This is a genomic window from Acidimicrobiales bacterium (assembly GCA_035531755.1).
In the GTDB taxonomy this organism is placed as follows: domain Bacteria; phylum Actinomycetota; class Acidimicrobiia; order Acidimicrobiales; family UBA8190; genus DATKSK01.
Genome location: DATKSK010000049.1, coordinates 1 through 14,569 on the forward strand (window position 1 = coordinate 1; position 14,569 = coordinate 14,569).

The window sequence follows — 14,569 nt, forward strand, 5'->3', positions numbered from 1 at the left end:
ACGTCGACATTGATCAGCGCAGGCGCACAGGGCTGCACCAGTACTGCCCTATGCATCGCCTCGCCGCCTGAACTTTCAGTCGCGAAGCCGCAGCGTACGCGCCGCACGCTCCGCGCCCACCTGCATGGGGCTGCATAGGGCACCGGTGAGTGGGTCCCGAGAGCAGGCCCCGATGAACCCCGATCTTCGACATCAACCCGAACGCGAAAACGCTGGGCGGGCGTCTGTGCCCATGTGCACGAGACGCGCCGACCCCCGGAAATGTCTTCCCTCGAGGGGTGGTTCGGCTTCCGCACCGGATTCGCCGCCACCTACCGGTCGGACAATCGCCGAGCGTCGACCAGGTCATCGATGATCTGGAAGTCGCCGACGTTCTCGGTAAAGAGAGGCACTCCTTCCACCTGCGCGGTGGCCGCGATGGCGAGATCGATCTGGCGCCGTCTTGGGTTGCCACCCCGGCGGGCCACCGCGGCGGCTAGTTGGCCCCAGACCCGGGCAACCTCGACGCCTACAGGCAGCGGATCAAACGTTGCCTCGACCACCGCAAGTCGGGCGGTGCGGCGCGCCCGCTCGTCATCGTCGTCGCAAACGAGAACGCCGAAATGCAGTTCGGTGATCGAGACGACGCTGATAGCGGCCTCGACGTCGCCGGGTGGGGGGAGCTCACCTATGAGCACCGACGTATCTAGCAGCGCCCTCACGAAGCGAACGGGTCCACGACGCCTGCTGGCAGTCGCTCGAGGTCGGCATCGAACCCCCGCGGCGCCTTTCCCCGCCAGATCCCGGCGAGTGCGGCGCCGCTGACCCAGCGGCGGCGATGTGCCGGGCCGAGCTCGGCAACGGGACGACCAGCAACCGTCACGGTGAGGGTCTCTCCAGCCTCAACCCGACGGAGCACCTCGCCGACCTGGTTGCGCAGCTCCTTTTGTGCGATATCGCTCATGCGGACTATGGTAGCAGTTCTGCTACCATAGTCCGCTCGGGGGCGGCGGCCAGCGCCGAGAGTGTCATCGATGGGCTGTGAACTGGACTTTGACACCCGGCTGACTGCCGAGCTGGCCTCGATCAAGGGCGTACGCGGGGTGCCGGTGATCGACTGGGACCCGCGTGCGCCGCTCGGCCCTAAACTGGTTTCCTGTGGGGGCCGGGAATGCCATCCCGCCAAGGTCGTGAGCGAGCCCCTCGGTCACGCCACGCCGGGATTCACGATGGCCACCTACCGGCATGTGCTCCCGTGGCATGCAGGCCGACGTAGCACGGGTCTTTGCCGGACTCATCGCTTCGACCGGCTTCAACCCGGTAGAAGGGTCGGTAGAAGCCCTCGCTGCGCAGGGAAGTTGGGGCCAGACATAGCCGTTGAACTGGACTTATTAGTGGCGGGGGGAGGATTTGAACCTCCGACCTTCGGGTTATGAGCCCGACGAGCTACCAGACTGCTCCACCCCGCGTCGTGGTTCTCAGACTAGCACCCTGCCCGGGGGGCGCCGCCAGGGTCAGGGCAGCAGGCCGCCGCGCAGCGCCACGCCCTTGGGCAGGGTGGTGGAGGTCGAGGAGGCCGTCGTCGTGGACGTCGAGGACGAGCTCGAGGAGGAGCTCGAGCTCGAGCTCGACGAGGACGACGAGGACGAGCTGGCGCCCGAGGCCTGCTGGAGCTGCTGGAGCAGGTTCTGCAGCGTGGCGATGTCGGTCCCGTAGGCGGAGAAGTTCCCGGCCTTCAGGTCGCTCTGCGCCTGGGTGAACTCCTGGTTGGCCTGGCTGATCAGACTCTGCACGCGCTGGTTCACGGTGGGGGCCGGCCCCGTCGGCGTGGACCCCTGGTTCTGACCGGGAAGCGACACCTGGAACAGGTCCTGCAGCGCGGCCGACAGCGACGTGTCGAAGGCCACCTGGCTCTGTCCCTGGGGACCGCTGTAGACCACGATGAAGTAGTCGAGCTTGGGGAACGGGTTGCGCGACGACTCGACGTAGAACGGCCGGAAATAGAGGATGGAGTCGCCCACCGGCACGATCTGGAGCGTCCCCAGCTGCACGCTCGAGCCGTTCTGGTTCAGCAGGCTGATCTGCGACGAGATCTTCTGGAAGGCCGATATGTCGGCATCGACGAGGGCGGGCCCGTCGATGGGCGGCGTCTGGAACACCGACAGCTTGCCGTACTGCCCGGGATCGGACCCCGCCACCATGAAGGCGGACATCGTCTGGATCTGATCACCCTTGGATACCGGGACGAACGCGTCGACGAGGTTGAACGACTGAGAGCTCTGCCCCGGGACCTGGAACAGCTCGTACAGCGGGGACATGCGCGTCACCTGGCCGGTGGACACGGTCTGGCCCTGGGCGTTGGTGGTGAAGGTCGTCGGCAGCGCCTCGTTCGGCGACCCCGCGCCCGCGCTCTGCGACACGTTCCACGCGTTCGTGGCGTTGTAGAAGGCGAGCGGCTGGGTGATGTGGTACCGGCCGTAGGTGGCGGCCTGCACCGTCAGCAGGTCCTCGGGGTACCGGAGATGCGCCCGCAGGGCCGCGGGCATCTGCGACACCGGCTGGAACATGCCGGGGAACACCTTCTCCCACGTCTGGAGGATGGGGTCCTTGGTCTTGGTCAACCCGGTGGCGTCGTAGAAGTCCATCTTCCCGCTGTAGGCGTTCACGACGATCTTCACCGAGTTGCGGACGTAGTTGAGGTTCTGGTTCAGGCCGCTGTTGCTCGGCAGGGATTGCGTGTCGACGTTCTGCGAGTACGGGTAGTTGTCGCTGGTGGTGTAGGCGTCGAGGACCCAGTAGATCTGCCCGCCCGACAGCACCGGGTACGGGTCGGAGTCGAAGCTCAGGAACGGCGCGGCCTTCTGTGCCATCTGCGTGATGTCGCGCACGAACATGAGCCGAGAGTGGGTGGTGACCAGGTTGGAGACCAGGAGGTTGAAGTCCCCGAAGCGCACCGCGAAGGCCGCCTTCACCAGGAAGTTCTTCAGCTCCACTCCCCCGCTCCCGCTGTAGGTGGTCGGCACCGGGCTGTTGGAGGCGGCCTGGTAGTCGATCTCCGGCTGGCGGCTGTCACCGAGGACGTAGCTGGCGTCGCCGCCGTTGGGGTTGTTCAACCCGAAGTACACCCGGGGCTGCTCGATGGTGGGCGCGCCGGGCGCGGAGACGGGTGGGACCTGGGAGATGGAGAAGGCCGGCTGGTCGCCGTTCACGGCGTTGGAGGGCGCCAGGATCATGGCGTACCCGTGGGTGTACTGCAGATGGGTGTTCACCCACCCTTGCGAGGGCAGGTCGCTGTCGTTGATCTGCCGCACGCCCACGACCATCGGCACCAGCTTCCCGCCGATCGAGTAGCGGTCGACCCCCAACGTGTTGAAGGAGTAGTACGACTTGGTCGCCTGCAGCTTGGTGTAGGTGGGCCCCGTCAGGGTGGAGTCCCACAGCTGCACGTTGCCGAGAGTGGCCTGGTTGGCGACCACCTGGGCGGAGGTGAGGGTCTGCGTGGCGCTGAACGAGGACCGGCGCACGTTCTTGATGTCGAGCGCGGCCCGCGTGGCCACGATGTTGCGGGCGATGTAGGGGCGCTCGAGGGAGTTCTGCGCGGGGTTCACCTTCACGGTCTGGACGATCGCCGGGTAGATGGCGCCCACGACGACGGCGACGAACGCCCACAGCCCGACGCCGAGGACGGGCAGCGCCCAGCCGCGGCGGCGGATGTTGATGAGGAGGATCACCGCGGCGAGCAGGGAGATCCACATGAGCAGCGTGAGCGCCGGCATCCGGGCGTGCACGTCGGTGTACCCCGCACCCTGCACGTACCCGTTCTGCGACAGGTCGAGGTTGTAGCGGGCCAGCACGTACCCGCCGGCCTTGACCAGGGCCATGCAGGCCAGCAGGACCGAGACGTGCACCTTGACCTGGGGGGCGACGCTGGGGGCGCCGGCCTGCACCCGGATCCCGCCGTTCAGGTAGTGCGCGATCACGGTGATGACGGCCACCACCACCAGCGCGACGAAGGCCCAGCTCACCAGGAACGACAGGAACGGGAGCTTGAAGACGAAGAAGCCGACGTTCTTGTGGAACTGCGGGTCGGTGGCGTCGAAGGAGCCGCCGTTCATGAACAGCAGGTAGTTGCGCCACTGGCCGAGGACCCCCGAGGCCGCCAGGAGGGCGACGGCGAGCGAGACGAGGCTGCGCACCAGGCGGGCCCGCGGCGCCACCCGCTGCTGGTAGCGCCGGACGAGCTCGTCCTCCGGTCCCAGCGCGAGCTCGCTCGGCGCCAGACGGTCCACCACCGCCAGGTTCACCCACAGCACGACGAAGAAGATCGCCGCGAAGCCGAAGAACAGGCCCGCCTTCACTTCGAGCAGGCGCCGCCACACCCCACCGAGGTGCACCGACCCGAACCACAGGTAGTCCGTGTAGAAGATCGCGATGGTGCGCAGGGACGCCACCACGACGACGACCACGATGACGGCCACGATGAGCCACAGCCGCCCCCGCCGCACGGCACGGCGCGGCCGGCGCGGCAGATCCTGCGGGGTGCGCACGGGGCGGCAGCCTAGGCGTTCACGGGAGCGAGCAGGCACCGACACCCGGCGTGGGCCGGGGGATGGGGATGTCCGGTCGGGTAGTCCTCGCCGGCGGGCACCGGTCCCGCCAGCGCGTTGTCGTCGCAGTCCGGGCACTCGGTGACGTCGTCGTCGACGACCCACCGCAGCGCGTTGCCCGCGGGCACCGCGGCCAACGCGGCCCGCGCGAACGCCAGCACTGCCTGATCGCCTGCCAGGCGCTCGACGCGCGCACCCTTCCACTCCCGGAACGCGGCCCCCACCAGCTCGACCAGGGCGGCCTCGTCGCCAGCCTCCACGGCCGGACCGGCGCCGTCGAGGCGGCGACGCAGCGGGGCCACGATGGCGGTCGCCAGACCCGTGGCGACGTCGTCGACACCGGGTGCCTCGTCCGGCTTGCCCCCGGCGGACGTGGCGCCGGCCCGGGCGGCCTCGACGAGCTGGTCGACCGACGCCTTCACGTAGCGCTGGGCGTGCTCGTCCTCGGAGGGAAGCACCGAGGGGGCCCAGCCGCCCTTGGCCCGGAGGCGGTCGAGGATGTCGTTCTGGTCGTCCTGCAGGGCGCGCTTGAGCCGGCGCGCCAGGGTGGCCACCAGGGGGACGAGCACTTCGTCACGCTGGGCGATGACCGGGTCGGGTGGTTCGACCCCGTCCGCCGGTGGCGCCCCTTCGGCCCGCTCCTCCCCGGCGCCGCCCTGGTCCCCGGCGCCGCTCGGCCTTTCCTGCGGGGCCACCTCGGTGACGGCCGCGTGGCCCGCCGTGTCGGCCCTGCCCGCCGTGTCGGCCCGGGCCGCCGGTGCTGCCTTGGCCGTCGGTGCCAACCTGGCCGCCGGTGCTGCCGTGGCCGTCGGTGCCTGCGGCGCTTTGGCCGCGGGCGTCACGGACGGGGCGTGCGCCGCCGGCGGGGTCTGCCGGGCCGGCGCGGTCGGCGGCATGGGCGATGGCTCCGCCACCGACGCTGCGGCCGACGAGCCCGGCCGACCGGGAGCTGCGGCGGCGGGCTCCGACAGCGTCGATCCCACGGCGCCCAGAGGATCGGTGCCCAGCGCGCCCGGCGCGGCCTCCCCGGCGTGCTTGGTGTCGGCCTCGGCGCGCAGGCGGGCGAAGAGCTCTTCGATCGACTGCCGGCGCCCGTGCTCCGGCTCGTCGTCGGCGGGCCCGGACCCGCCCTCGGGCGCGACCGCCGTGTCGCCGCCGACACCGGTCGGGACCGGCTCGGCGAGCTCCTCCTGCGCGGCCTGGCGCCCGGCCGCCTCGGCCGCCAGGCGCGCCTCGTCCTCGGCGCGGAAGAGCTCGTCGGTGATCTGGTCGACGGCACTGCGCACGTCCCCGATCGTCTCCGCCAGTCGCTCACGGCCGGCCCGGAGCTGCTCGATCTGGCTGTGCAGGACGCGGCGCCGGCGCGTCAGGTCGGCGAGCACGCGCGCCCGCAGCTCCTGTGCCTCGTGCACCATGGCGCGGCACTCGGCGCGTGCCTGGTTGACGAGCGTCTCCGCCTCGAGCTTGGCCGCCTCGACCCGGGCGGTCGCCTCGTCCTGGGCACGGCGACGCAGCTCGGCGGCAGCTGCGTCGGCCTCGGCGGTCCGGTCGTGGGCGCTCTGCGCGGTCCGCCGCTCCAGCTGCTCGGCCTCTTCCTGCGCCTCGGCGCGCAGGCGCGTGGCGTCGTTCTCCGCCCTCGCCATCAGCTCGGCGGCGGCGTCGTGGGCCGAGCGCAGGACCCGCGCCGTCTCCAGCCCGAGCGCGGCGGTCAGCGTGGCCTCGTCGAGCACCGGATTGGCAGCCCTGTGGTCGGCCTCGGCCACGGCCCGCCGGAGCTCCTGCTCGCGGTCGGCCGACGCCGCCAGCTCCCGCGCCACGTGCTCGAGGAAGCTGCGCACCTCGGCGGGGTCGAACCCGCGTCGCGTCGTGCCAAAGGTGTGACGGGCGACCTCGTCGGGGTGGATCCGGGCGGTCGAGGAGATCGTGAGCCGGTCCTCTGCCATGGGCCAGAGCCTACGACGCGCCGTGCGCGCGCGGTGGCTGGCGTGACACGGGCGGGTGCCGGCCCGCCATCAGGTCCACGGCGACTGCTGCCAGTCGGTGGGCACGCTGTTGCCACCGGGACCCGGCGTCGGGCCGTGCGAGGCGGCCCCCAGCCTGCCGCCGAGGTGCTCGAGGTCCGAAAGGGCCTCGCTCAGGGACCCGACGGCGAAGACCTTCAGCTGGGAGCCGGCCACGGACCGGGCGAGCTTCAGCTCGGTGTCGCCCGGTGTCTTCGGGACGAGGAAGACGGTGGCGCCGGCGCTCTCGACGGCGGACGTCTTCTGCTTCACGCCGCCGACGTCCCCCACGGTGCCGTCGGGGCGGATCGTGCCCGTGGCGGCGACGTTCAGGCCGCCGGTGACGTTCCCGCCGCTGAGCGTGTTGACGATGCCCAGCGTGAATGCCAGCCCGGCCGACGGGCCGCCGATGTTGTCGGTGGAGATGCTCACCTTGAACGGGAAGTCGTACGCCGGCTGCGTGCCCATGGGCGACAGCAGCGACGCCTGGGGGTCCGTGGGGTCGCCGATGCCGATGAACGGCACCGTCTTGCCGGCGTCGACCCTCGACGCCAGCTTCACCGGGACGGCGCGACCCGGCGTGGGGTGGGCGATCGACCCCACGCGCACCGTGACCACGTCGCCGGGGCGGTGCGCACGGACCGCGTCGACGAGTGCCTGAGGGTTGGTCGTCGGCGTGCCGTCGATCGACGTCACCACGTCACCCACCTGCAGCGCCCGTGCCGCCGGGCTCCCCGGTGCGATCACGTAGATGGTGACGCCGACATCGTGTTCGGGGACCGAGTACCCGAGCTGGCGCAGGGCCACGGCCTCCGCAGTGAGCTGGGACTCGGCCATGTCGACGGTGCCCTGCGCGTTGAACTCGCTCAGGGGGAGGTTGCTCGTGAGGGCCCCCGTGGGCACCACGTCGTTCTTCGGGTCCGGGAACAGCTGCGTGTAGAAGTAGTTGATGTAGTGGAGGGTGTTCACGCCGACGTCGGTGAGGAAGAGCCGCCCGTGGTGCGGGTGCCCGAGGCCGGCGGGAACCGTGATCAGGGTGTCGACGGGCAGCGCGTCACCGGGGACGAGCTCGGTGTAGGGAGCCGTGACGAGCGACGCCACGATGACGAGGGCCGCCACGACGCCCACGACGACGCCCAGGGCGACCGGCCAGCGTCGGCGGCGGGTGCGGGGCGGCTCCAGGGCCGGCGGTAGCGTGAATTGGGAGGTTGACATGGCTGGAGGCGGTGCGGGGGATCACCAGCCTGCCATGCTTCGGCCCGGGGACCGGGGCGCCCCCGTCCGCGACGCCGTGATGGCGGGGCACCGCGGCGACCTCGCCACCGCCACTGAGCTCGCCCGCCATGCGGACCCGGCCGTGCGCGCCGCCGCGCTCGGTGCCTTGTGCCGCCTGGGGGCGCTCGATGCCCCGGCGTTGGCCGCGGCTGTCGCCGACGCCGACCCGGCGGTGCGCCGTCGCGCCTGCCTCCTCGCCGGCCGCCTCCTCGCCGCCGCTGCCGACGACGACACCGGCGAGGACGACACCGGCGACGACGACCACGAGAGGGCCGCGGCGACGGACCTCGTGGTGCTGCTCACCCGGACGCTGGGCACCGACGACGACCCTTCGGTGGTGGAGGTCGCCGCCTGGGCGCTCGGGGAGGCCGGTCCCCGGTGCGGGCCCGACGCCGTGCGCGCCCTCGAGCAGGTGGCGAGGACGAGCCCGGACGCGCTGTGCCGGGAGGCGGCCGTGGCCGCGCTGGGCGCCGTCGGCGACGCCGGCGCGCTCGACACGGTGCTCGGCGCGCTCGACGACAAGCCGGCGGTGCGCCGTCGGGCCGCGGTGGCCCTGGCCGCGTTCGACGACCCGCGCGTCGACGACGCCCTGCGCCGGTGCCTGGACGACCGGGACTGGCAGGTGCGCCAGGCGGCCGAGGACCTGCTGGGGCGGCCCTGACGCCACGCGCCGCGTGGGCGCGGGGGCGCCGTGGTGCGTTCAGGCGTCGGCGACGAACAGCTGGCGTAGGGTGTCGAACGACTCCAGGCAGTGCCCGGCGCCGAGCGCCACGCACTCCAGCGGGGTGTCGACGAGGTGGACGGGGACGGCCGTTTCGTTGGCCAGGCGGCGCGCCAGGCCACGCAGCAGCGCCCCGCCCCCGACGAGGTGGATGCCCTGGAAGATGATGTCCTGCGCCAATTCCGGCGGCGCCGCGCCGAGGCACTCCACCGCGGCGGCGATGATCTGGCGGATCTGGTCCTCCACGGCGCCGCGCAGTTCGGCCGGGGTCAGCACCACCGTCTTGGGCATGCCGGTCATCAGCTCGCGCCCGCGCACCTCGGCCTTCACCTCGTCGCTGTAGGGCGCCGCCGACCCGATCGCCAGCTTGATCTCCTCGGCGGTGCGCTCGCCGATGGCCACCCCGTGCTCGCGCCGCACGTAGGTCTGGATGGCGGCGTCGATGTCGAACCCGCCGCAGCGGATCGCCTCGGACGCCACCACGCCCCCGAGCGAGATGACGGCCGTCTCCGACGTCCCGCCGCCGACGTCGACCACCATGTTGCCGATCGGCTCGTGGATGGAGAGCCCCGCGCCGATCGCAGCGGCCATGGGCTGCTCGATGAGGTACGCGGCGGACGCGCCGGCCCGGTGGGTCGCCTCCTTCACCGCCCGGCGCTCCACCGACGTGATGGCCGACGGCACGCAGATCAGCACGCGCGGCTTGTTGATGCGGCTGACACCGCAGCGCTGGAGCAGGAGCCGGATCATGCGCTCGGTGATGTCGAAGTCGGTGATGGCACCCTGGCGCAGCGGGCGGACGGCCACGATGTAGCCCGGGGTCCGGCCGATCATCTGCCAGGCGTCCTGGCCCATGGCCAGGACCTCGTGGGTGCGCGTGTTGAGGGCGATCACGGTCGGCTCGTTCAGCACGATGCCCTTGCCCCGCGCGTAGACGAGCGTGTTGGCCGTGCCGAGGTCGATGGCGAGGTCCCTAGCCACGTCGCCCCGCTCGCACGCAGGCCATCGTACGGCCAACCGCCCCGGGCCGTGGCGGGTGGCGTCCCCGCCGCGGCGCGACGTCCCTTCGTGGGGGCCCGCAAGTATCCTCGGGCACGATGAACAGCGGGGGCTCGTTCACCGAGGGGGGCATCCCCGACGACCCTGACGGCCAGGACGACGAGGCCGCGGGCCTGCAGCGCGGCTGGATGCCGCCGGACGACCGCCTGTGGCGGCACCCGTCGGAGATCGCCCGCTTCGGGCCGCCGCGTCCGGTCTCCTCGCTCGTCGACCCCGCCGGCGGGGGCTGGCACCGCCGAAAGGTGCGGCGGGCCTCGCTGACCGCAGGCGTCGTCGGTGTCGCCGCCGTGGCCACGACGGTGGCCGTGGCGCTCTCTCTCGTCGACGCCCAGAGCTCCACGACCGCGCTGAAGGTGCAGGCGGGGGGCGGCGCCAGCGCGATCACAGTGGCCACGACATCTCTCACCACGTCCGTCATCGGCCACGACGTCATGCGGCTCGTGGCCTCGGTGCGCCCGTCCCTGGTGGGACTCGAGCCGCTGGCGGGCGGCGCCGCGGCGCGCATGACCGGTGTCGTCCTCCCGGGGGGGGCGCTGGTCGTGACGTCGGCGGTGGCGGTGGCCGGCGTGTCGCAGGTCGACGTCGTGACGTCCGACGGCCGGCGCCATCCCGGCAAGGTGGTGGGCTCCGATGCGCATTCGGGTGTGGCCGTGATCAGCACCGGTGGCGGCCTCGTCCCGGCGACGTTCGCCGACGAGGCGGTGCAGCCCGACGACCTCGCCGTCGTGGCCTGCCTGTGCTCCGGAGCCGTGGCGTCGAGCACGTCGCCCCCGGACGCGCCCGCGGCTGCCGGTGTGGGCATGGTCAAGGAGGTGGGCACCGACGTCACGCCGCAAGGCGGGTCGGACCTCGTGAACGCCATCGAGGCGGAGATGCCGCTCGGCCCGACGTCGTGGGGCGGCGTTCTCCTCGACGGTCACGGACGCGTGATCGGCATCCTGGACGGGCAGACCAATACGGCCGGTGACACGCTCGGCGTCTTCGTGCCCGCACCGTTGGCCGAGGGCGTGGCGACCGAGCTGGCGCAGGCGCACACCGTGGACCACGGGTGGCTCGGGGTCGTGTGCGGGGACGGGGGCTCCGCCGGGGCCACGGTGACGAAGATCCTGCCGGGGAGCCCGGCGGCGGCGGCCGGCCTCCACAGTGGCGACGTCGTGGTCGGGGTCGACACCCACGCCGTGAGCACCGTCGCCGACCTGCAGGAGCGCCTCTACACCGTGCCGCCGGGCACGACCGTGCAATTGGACGTGGAGCGCGGCACGGCGAGCGCCGAGGTGTCGGTCAAGCTGGCGGACGCTCCGGCGAGCTGACGCGCCGCCCGCCGCCGGAGCGGCGAGGTCGTCCGCCTACGATCCAGGGAGTGGCATTCCCGGGCTCCGGCGCGAGCGGCAACTTCTTCGAGCAGATCCTGGCCGACCTGCTCCAGCTGATGGGCGGCGCCGCCTCGGGCGGCGCCCGCGTCGACCTGGCCCGGACCCTGGCCCAGGGCGTGGCGACCGGCGGGGAGCCCGAGGGGAACGTCGACCCGGTCGACCGCATCCAATTCGAACAGCTGGCCCACGTGGCCGAGCTGCACGTGGCCGAGCTGACGGGCCTGCCGCTCACGCCCACGGGGGCGCCCGTCGAGGTCGCCGTCGTCGGCCCCGGGGCCTGGGCCTGGCAGACGGTGGAGGACTGGCGGTTCCTGCTCGACGCCATGACCGGCACTGCCGGCGACGACTCGGGGGGCGACGACTCCCCGGGCGGTGACCCCGGGAGCGGCGATGCGTCCGGCGGGGGCGCCGCTGCCGTGCCGGGGGAGGAGCGCGGGACGCCGCCGGGCCCGCCGGCATCGGCACCCGACGTGCCGGGGCTCGGCCTCGCCGACCTCGGGCGCCCCCTCGACGAACCCGAGGTACGACCCGCCGACCTCGTCGCCCGGTGGATGGCGACCATGGGGCCGATGCTCGCCGCCATGCAGCTCGGCTCGGCGGTCGGGCACCTGGCGCGCTCCACCATGGGCCCCTACGAGCTGCCCATCCCCCGCCCCGGGTCGCGCCTGCTGGTGGTGCCGGCCAACGCCACGCGCTTCGCCGAGGACTGGAGCCTCGCCCCCGACGAGGTGCGCCTGTGGGTCTGCCTGCGGGAGATGACCGTCCAGGCCGTGCTGTCGAGGCCGCACGTGGCGGCGCGGGTGCGCGAGCTCCTCGTGCGCGTCGTGCAGGGCATGGCGGCGGAGGCCGCTGGCCTCGTCGACCGCCTGCAGGACATCGACCCCTCCCAGCCCGACGCGCTGCAGGGCCTCATCGGCGACCCCACTTCCTTGATGAACCTCGAGCCCTCCCCCGCACGCCAACGGGCGTCCGACGATCTCATGGCCGTGGTGGCCGCCCTGCTCGGGTACGTGGAGCACGTCCTCGACCTGGCCGCCGCCCGGCTCCTCGGTGGGCGGGGCGCCATCGCCGAGGCCTGGCGGCGCCGGCAGGTGGACCGCGAGACGTCGGAGCGCGCCGCCGAGATGATGTTCGGCCTCGACCTCGGGCCCGCGCAGATCGACCGGGGAGCGGACTTCGTGCGGGGCGTGCGCGACCGCGCCGGTGACGACGGCCTGGCCCGGTTGTGGTCGGGGGCCCGGACCCTGCCGACGCCCTCCGAGGTGGACGCCCCCGGGCTGTGGCTCGAACGGATCAGCCTCGACGACGCCTGACCCTGTCGGCTGACGCCTGGCGCCTGACCTGACGGCCGCCTGACCTGGCGGGCTCTGGCGGGCTGGCGAGGTCAGGCGGGCGCAGCGGGAGCCGGAGCGGGCTCTTCCTCGGGCACGCCGAGGTCCCACTCGAGCTCCAGGTACTCCCGCTCGGCGTCGCGCACCACACGCTCGCGGTTGCGCCTGAATTGCGGGTCGTGCGGAGGGAGGAGCGTGAGGCGCGCCAGGGTGCGGTCCCGGAACGGCGAGATCACGGAATCCTCGCCGTAGGTGGACTGCACCTCCCAGTGGGGGGCGACAGGGCCCAGGTAGACGACGCGGACATGGCCTCGTGGGGGCTGGGGCTCCTCCTGCTCCTCGAATTCCTCGGCCACATCGCCTCCTTGGTGGGCGCCACACCGGTGATCGGGGGGAAAGACGGCGACCCCGGCGGCGGGCCCAGCCTAACGGGTGGCGGCCGCGCCCCTCTCCCGCCGTCCGACCCGGCTGCCGGCGCTCCCACCAGGGACTTGGGAGAAACCGAGGGAAAGTGTGCGGACTCACAGGTTTTCCCAAGGCGCGTTTGGGAACGTCTCGGGGGAACAGCTGGGACCGGCGGCGGGCTGCCGGGCGGGCCCGGCGTGAGGGATCCGGGCGCCACCCCCCGTAATCCATACGGGACGGCGTGACGGAAACACCTCGCTGGTAGTCTGAACCCCGGTATCGGAGGCGCAATGGACAGCGAATGGATGGGCCAGGGAAGGTGCAGGGAGATGGACCCTGCGTTGTTCTTCCCGAGCGACGGCATCGGTGTGCAGGCTGCCCAGCGCATCTGCTCCGAGTGCCCCGTGAAGGGCCCGTGCCTGGAGTACGCCCTCGACAATCGGGTGGACCACGGCGTCTGGGGCGGCACGTCCGAACGGGAGCGCCGCCGCATCCTCCGGCGTCGCCGCCTCTCGAGGCTCCAGGCCACCCACACCTGAGCCCCGCCATGCGGGTCGGGCCCCCGGGGTGACGCCGGCCGTGCTCGAGTGCGTGGTGAACGTCAGCGAGGGCCGGGACGCCGCGACCGTGGCCGCCGTGGGTGCGGCCGGCGGGGACTGCCTGCTCGACGTGCACAGCGATCCCGACCACAACCGGTCGGTCCTGACACTGGCCGGCCCCGCGGTCGAGGAGGCGGTGCGCGCCGTGGCCCGGGCGGCGCTCCTGCGGATCGACCTGCGGCACCACGACGGGGTCCACCCCCGACTCGGTGCGCTCGACGTGGTCCCCTTCGTCACCTTGGGACCCGACGGTGCCCCCCTGCCCCCGGGATCGGACCTCGCCCCCGCGTTGGCGGCCCGGAACCGGTTCGCGGCGTGGGCGGGTGAGGAGTTGGGCCTTCCGTGTTTCCTCTACGGCCCGGAGCGCACCCTGCCGGAGGTGCGGCGCACCGCCTTCCGCGGGTTGTCCCCCGACACCGGCCCGACGCGGCCGCACCCGAGCGCGGGGGCCTGCGCCGTCGGCGCGCGCCACGCCCTCGTGGCGTACAACCTGTGGCTCGCCACCCCCGACGTGTCGACGGCACGCGCCATCGCCGCCGCGCTACGGGGACCGGCGGTGCGGGCGCTCGGGCTGGCGCTGCCCGGGGCGGCACAGGTGTCGTGCAACCTCGTCGACCCGCTGCGGTTCGGCCCGGCCGACGCCTTCGACGCCGTGGAGCGACTGGCCCGGCAGGCCGGCACGCGCGTGGCACGCGCCGAGCTCGTCGGGTTGGCTCCGGCCGCCGTGGTGAACGGTGTGCCCGTGACGCGCCGGCGCACCCTGGACCTCGATCCCGAACGGACCGTCGAGGCTCGCCTGGCGCAGGTCAGCGCCCCCTGAGGGACGCGACCCGGAGGGCGCGCCCGGTGCGGGCGCGCCCTCTGGACGTCACGACGCCGAAGCGGTCGCCGCCGCGCGGCGGCTCATGGCACGGGCCCGGCGCAGACGCCGGCGCTCGCGCTCCGACAGGCCGCCCCAGATGCCGAACTTCTCGCCGTTGGCGAGCGCGTACTCGAGACAGTCCTCGCGCACCACGCAGCCCCGGCACACTTCCTTGGCCTCACGCGTGGACGCGCCACGCTCCGGGAAGAACAGGTCGGGGTCGACCCCCATGCAGTTGGCCCTCGACTGCCAGTCGCGGTCCTGGCGGCCGTACAACAGTGAAACGGCGTCCACCGGTACGCCTCCCCTCACCACCTAGTGGCATATATGTAGTTACAAGTGTGTCATCATGGTCGAT

13 protein-coding genes and 1 tRNA gene are annotated in these 14,569 nt (G+C 72.6%); 5 read left to right on the plus strand and 9 right to left on the minus strand.

Annotated elements, in window-relative coordinates:
- Nucleotides 1-311: 311 nt before the first annotated feature.
- From VMV22_10000 to VMV22_10025, 6 genes are all read right to left on the minus strand, one after another.
- Entirely contained in the window at nucleotides 312-701 is a 390-nt protein-coding gene (locus VMV22_10000; protein ID HUY22661.1) for a PIN domain-containing protein, read from the minus strand.
- Complete coding sequence (locus VMV22_10005) at nucleotides 698-943, minus strand: type II toxin-antitoxin system prevent-host-death family antitoxin (protein HUY22662.1); 246 nt, start codon at nucleotides 941-943, stop codon at nucleotides 698-700. The genes VMV22_10000 and VMV22_10005 overlap by 4 nt, the downstream gene beginning before the upstream one ends.
- Before the next feature lie 431 nt (nucleotides 944-1,374).
- Nucleotides 1,375-1,448: transfer RNA gene (locus tag VMV22_10010), tRNA-Met, on the minus strand.
- A gap of 45 nt (nucleotides 1,449-1,493) precedes the next feature.
- The gene (locus tag VMV22_10015) at nucleotides 1,494-4,526 is read right to left on the minus strand and encodes a UPF0182 family protein (GenBank protein ID HUY22663.1); all 3,033 of its coding nucleotides are present in this window, start codon (nucleotides 4,524-4,526) and stop codon (nucleotides 1,494-1,496) included.
- A gap of 11 nt (nucleotides 4,527-4,537) precedes the next feature.
- Nucleotides 4,538-6,529 (minus strand): DivIVA domain-containing protein, encoded by a 1,992-nt coding sequence (locus VMV22_10020; GenBank protein HUY22664.1) that lies wholly within the window; start codon nucleotides 6,527-6,529, stop codon nucleotides 4,538-4,540.
- A 69-nt stretch (nucleotides 6,530-6,598) separates the two neighbouring features.
- The gene (locus tag VMV22_10025; GenBank protein ID HUY22665.1) at nucleotides 6,599-7,801 is read right to left on the minus strand and encodes a PDZ domain-containing protein; all 1,203 of its coding nucleotides are present in this window, start codon (nucleotides 7,799-7,801) and stop codon (nucleotides 6,599-6,601) included.
- A 34-nt stretch (nucleotides 7,802-7,835) separates the two neighbouring features.
- Here VMV22_10025 and VMV22_10030 point away from each other — a divergent pair, with 34 nt between their 5' ends.
- Nucleotides 7,836-8,522, plus strand: a complete 687-nt coding sequence (locus VMV22_10030; GenBank protein ID HUY22666.1) for a HEAT repeat domain-containing protein — start codon at nucleotides 7,836-7,838, stop codon at nucleotides 8,520-8,522.
- Nucleotides 8,523-8,561: 39 nt separating this feature from the next.
- Here VMV22_10030 and VMV22_10035 read toward each other — a convergent pair whose 3' ends face one another.
- Entirely contained in the window at nucleotides 8,562-9,563 is a 1,002-nt protein-coding gene (locus VMV22_10035; GenBank protein HUY22667.1) for a rod shape-determining protein, read from the minus strand.
- Nucleotides 9,564-9,679: 116 nt separating this feature from the next.
- On the opposite strand from VMV22_10035, the gene VMV22_10040 reads away from it, so the two are divergent.
- Together VMV22_10040 and VMV22_10045 are read left to right on the plus strand one after the other, a co-directional pair.
- Entirely contained in the window at nucleotides 9,680-10,951 is a 1,272-nt protein-coding gene (locus VMV22_10040) for a PDZ domain-containing protein (GenBank protein ID HUY22668.1), read from the plus strand.
- A 50-nt stretch (nucleotides 10,952-11,001) separates the two neighbouring features.
- Nucleotides 11,002-12,327, plus strand: a complete 1,326-nt coding sequence (locus VMV22_10045) for a zinc-dependent metalloprotease (GenBank protein ID HUY22669.1) — start codon at nucleotides 11,002-11,004, stop codon at nucleotides 12,325-12,327.
- 71 nt (nucleotides 12,328-12,398) lie between these two features.
- Here the strand turns inward: VMV22_10045 and VMV22_10050 are convergent, their stop codons facing one another.
- Entirely contained in the window at nucleotides 12,399-12,701 is a 303-nt protein-coding gene (locus VMV22_10050) for a hypothetical protein (GenBank protein ID HUY22670.1), read from the minus strand.
- 354 nt (nucleotides 12,702-13,055) lie between these two features.
- Between VMV22_10050 and VMV22_10055 the strand changes: the two genes are divergently transcribed.
- Together VMV22_10055 and VMV22_10060 are read left to right on the plus strand one after the other, a co-directional pair.
- A complete protein-coding gene (locus tag VMV22_10055) occupies nucleotides 13,056-13,289 on the plus strand; it encodes a WhiB family transcriptional regulator (GenBank protein HUY22671.1) in 234 nt (77 codons plus the stop codon).
- A gap of 28 nt (nucleotides 13,290-13,317) precedes the next feature.
- Complete coding sequence (locus VMV22_10060; GenBank protein ID HUY22672.1) at nucleotides 13,318-14,169, plus strand: hypothetical protein; 852 nt, start codon at nucleotides 13,318-13,320, stop codon at nucleotides 14,167-14,169.
- 48 nt (nucleotides 14,170-14,217) lie between these two features.
- On the opposite strand, the gene VMV22_10065 is transcribed toward VMV22_10060, so the two are convergent.
- A complete protein-coding gene (locus tag VMV22_10065; protein ID HUY22673.1) occupies nucleotides 14,218-14,505 on the minus strand; it encodes a WhiB family transcriptional regulator in 288 nt (95 codons plus the stop codon).
- Nucleotides 14,506-14,569: the final 64 nt, after the last annotated feature.

Bases quoted from the DNA above. Each gene is read 5' to 3' on its own strand.
- VMV22_10005 (HUY22662.1), bottom strand. From the start codon at position 943: ATGAGCGATATCGCACAAAAGGAGCTGCGCAACCAGGTCGGCGAGGTG.
- VMV22_10040 (HUY22668.1), top strand. From the start codon at position 9,680: ATGAACAGCGGGGGCTCGTTCACCGAGGGGGGCATCCCCGACGACCCT.
- VMV22_10030 (HUY22666.1), top strand. From the start codon at position 7,836: ATGCTTCGGCCCGGGGACCGGGGCGCCCCCGTCCGCGACGCCGTGATG.
- VMV22_10020 (HUY22664.1), bottom strand. From the start codon at position 6,529: ATGGCAGAGGACCGGCTCACGATCTCCTCGACCGCCCGGATCCACCCC.
- VMV22_10025 (HUY22665.1), bottom strand. From the start codon at position 7,801: ATGTCAACCTCCCAATTCACGCTACCGCCGGCCCTGGAGCCGCCCCGC.
- VMV22_10055 (HUY22671.1), top strand. From the start codon at position 13,056: ATGGGCCAGGGAAGGTGCAGGGAGATGGACCCTGCGTTGTTCTTCCCG.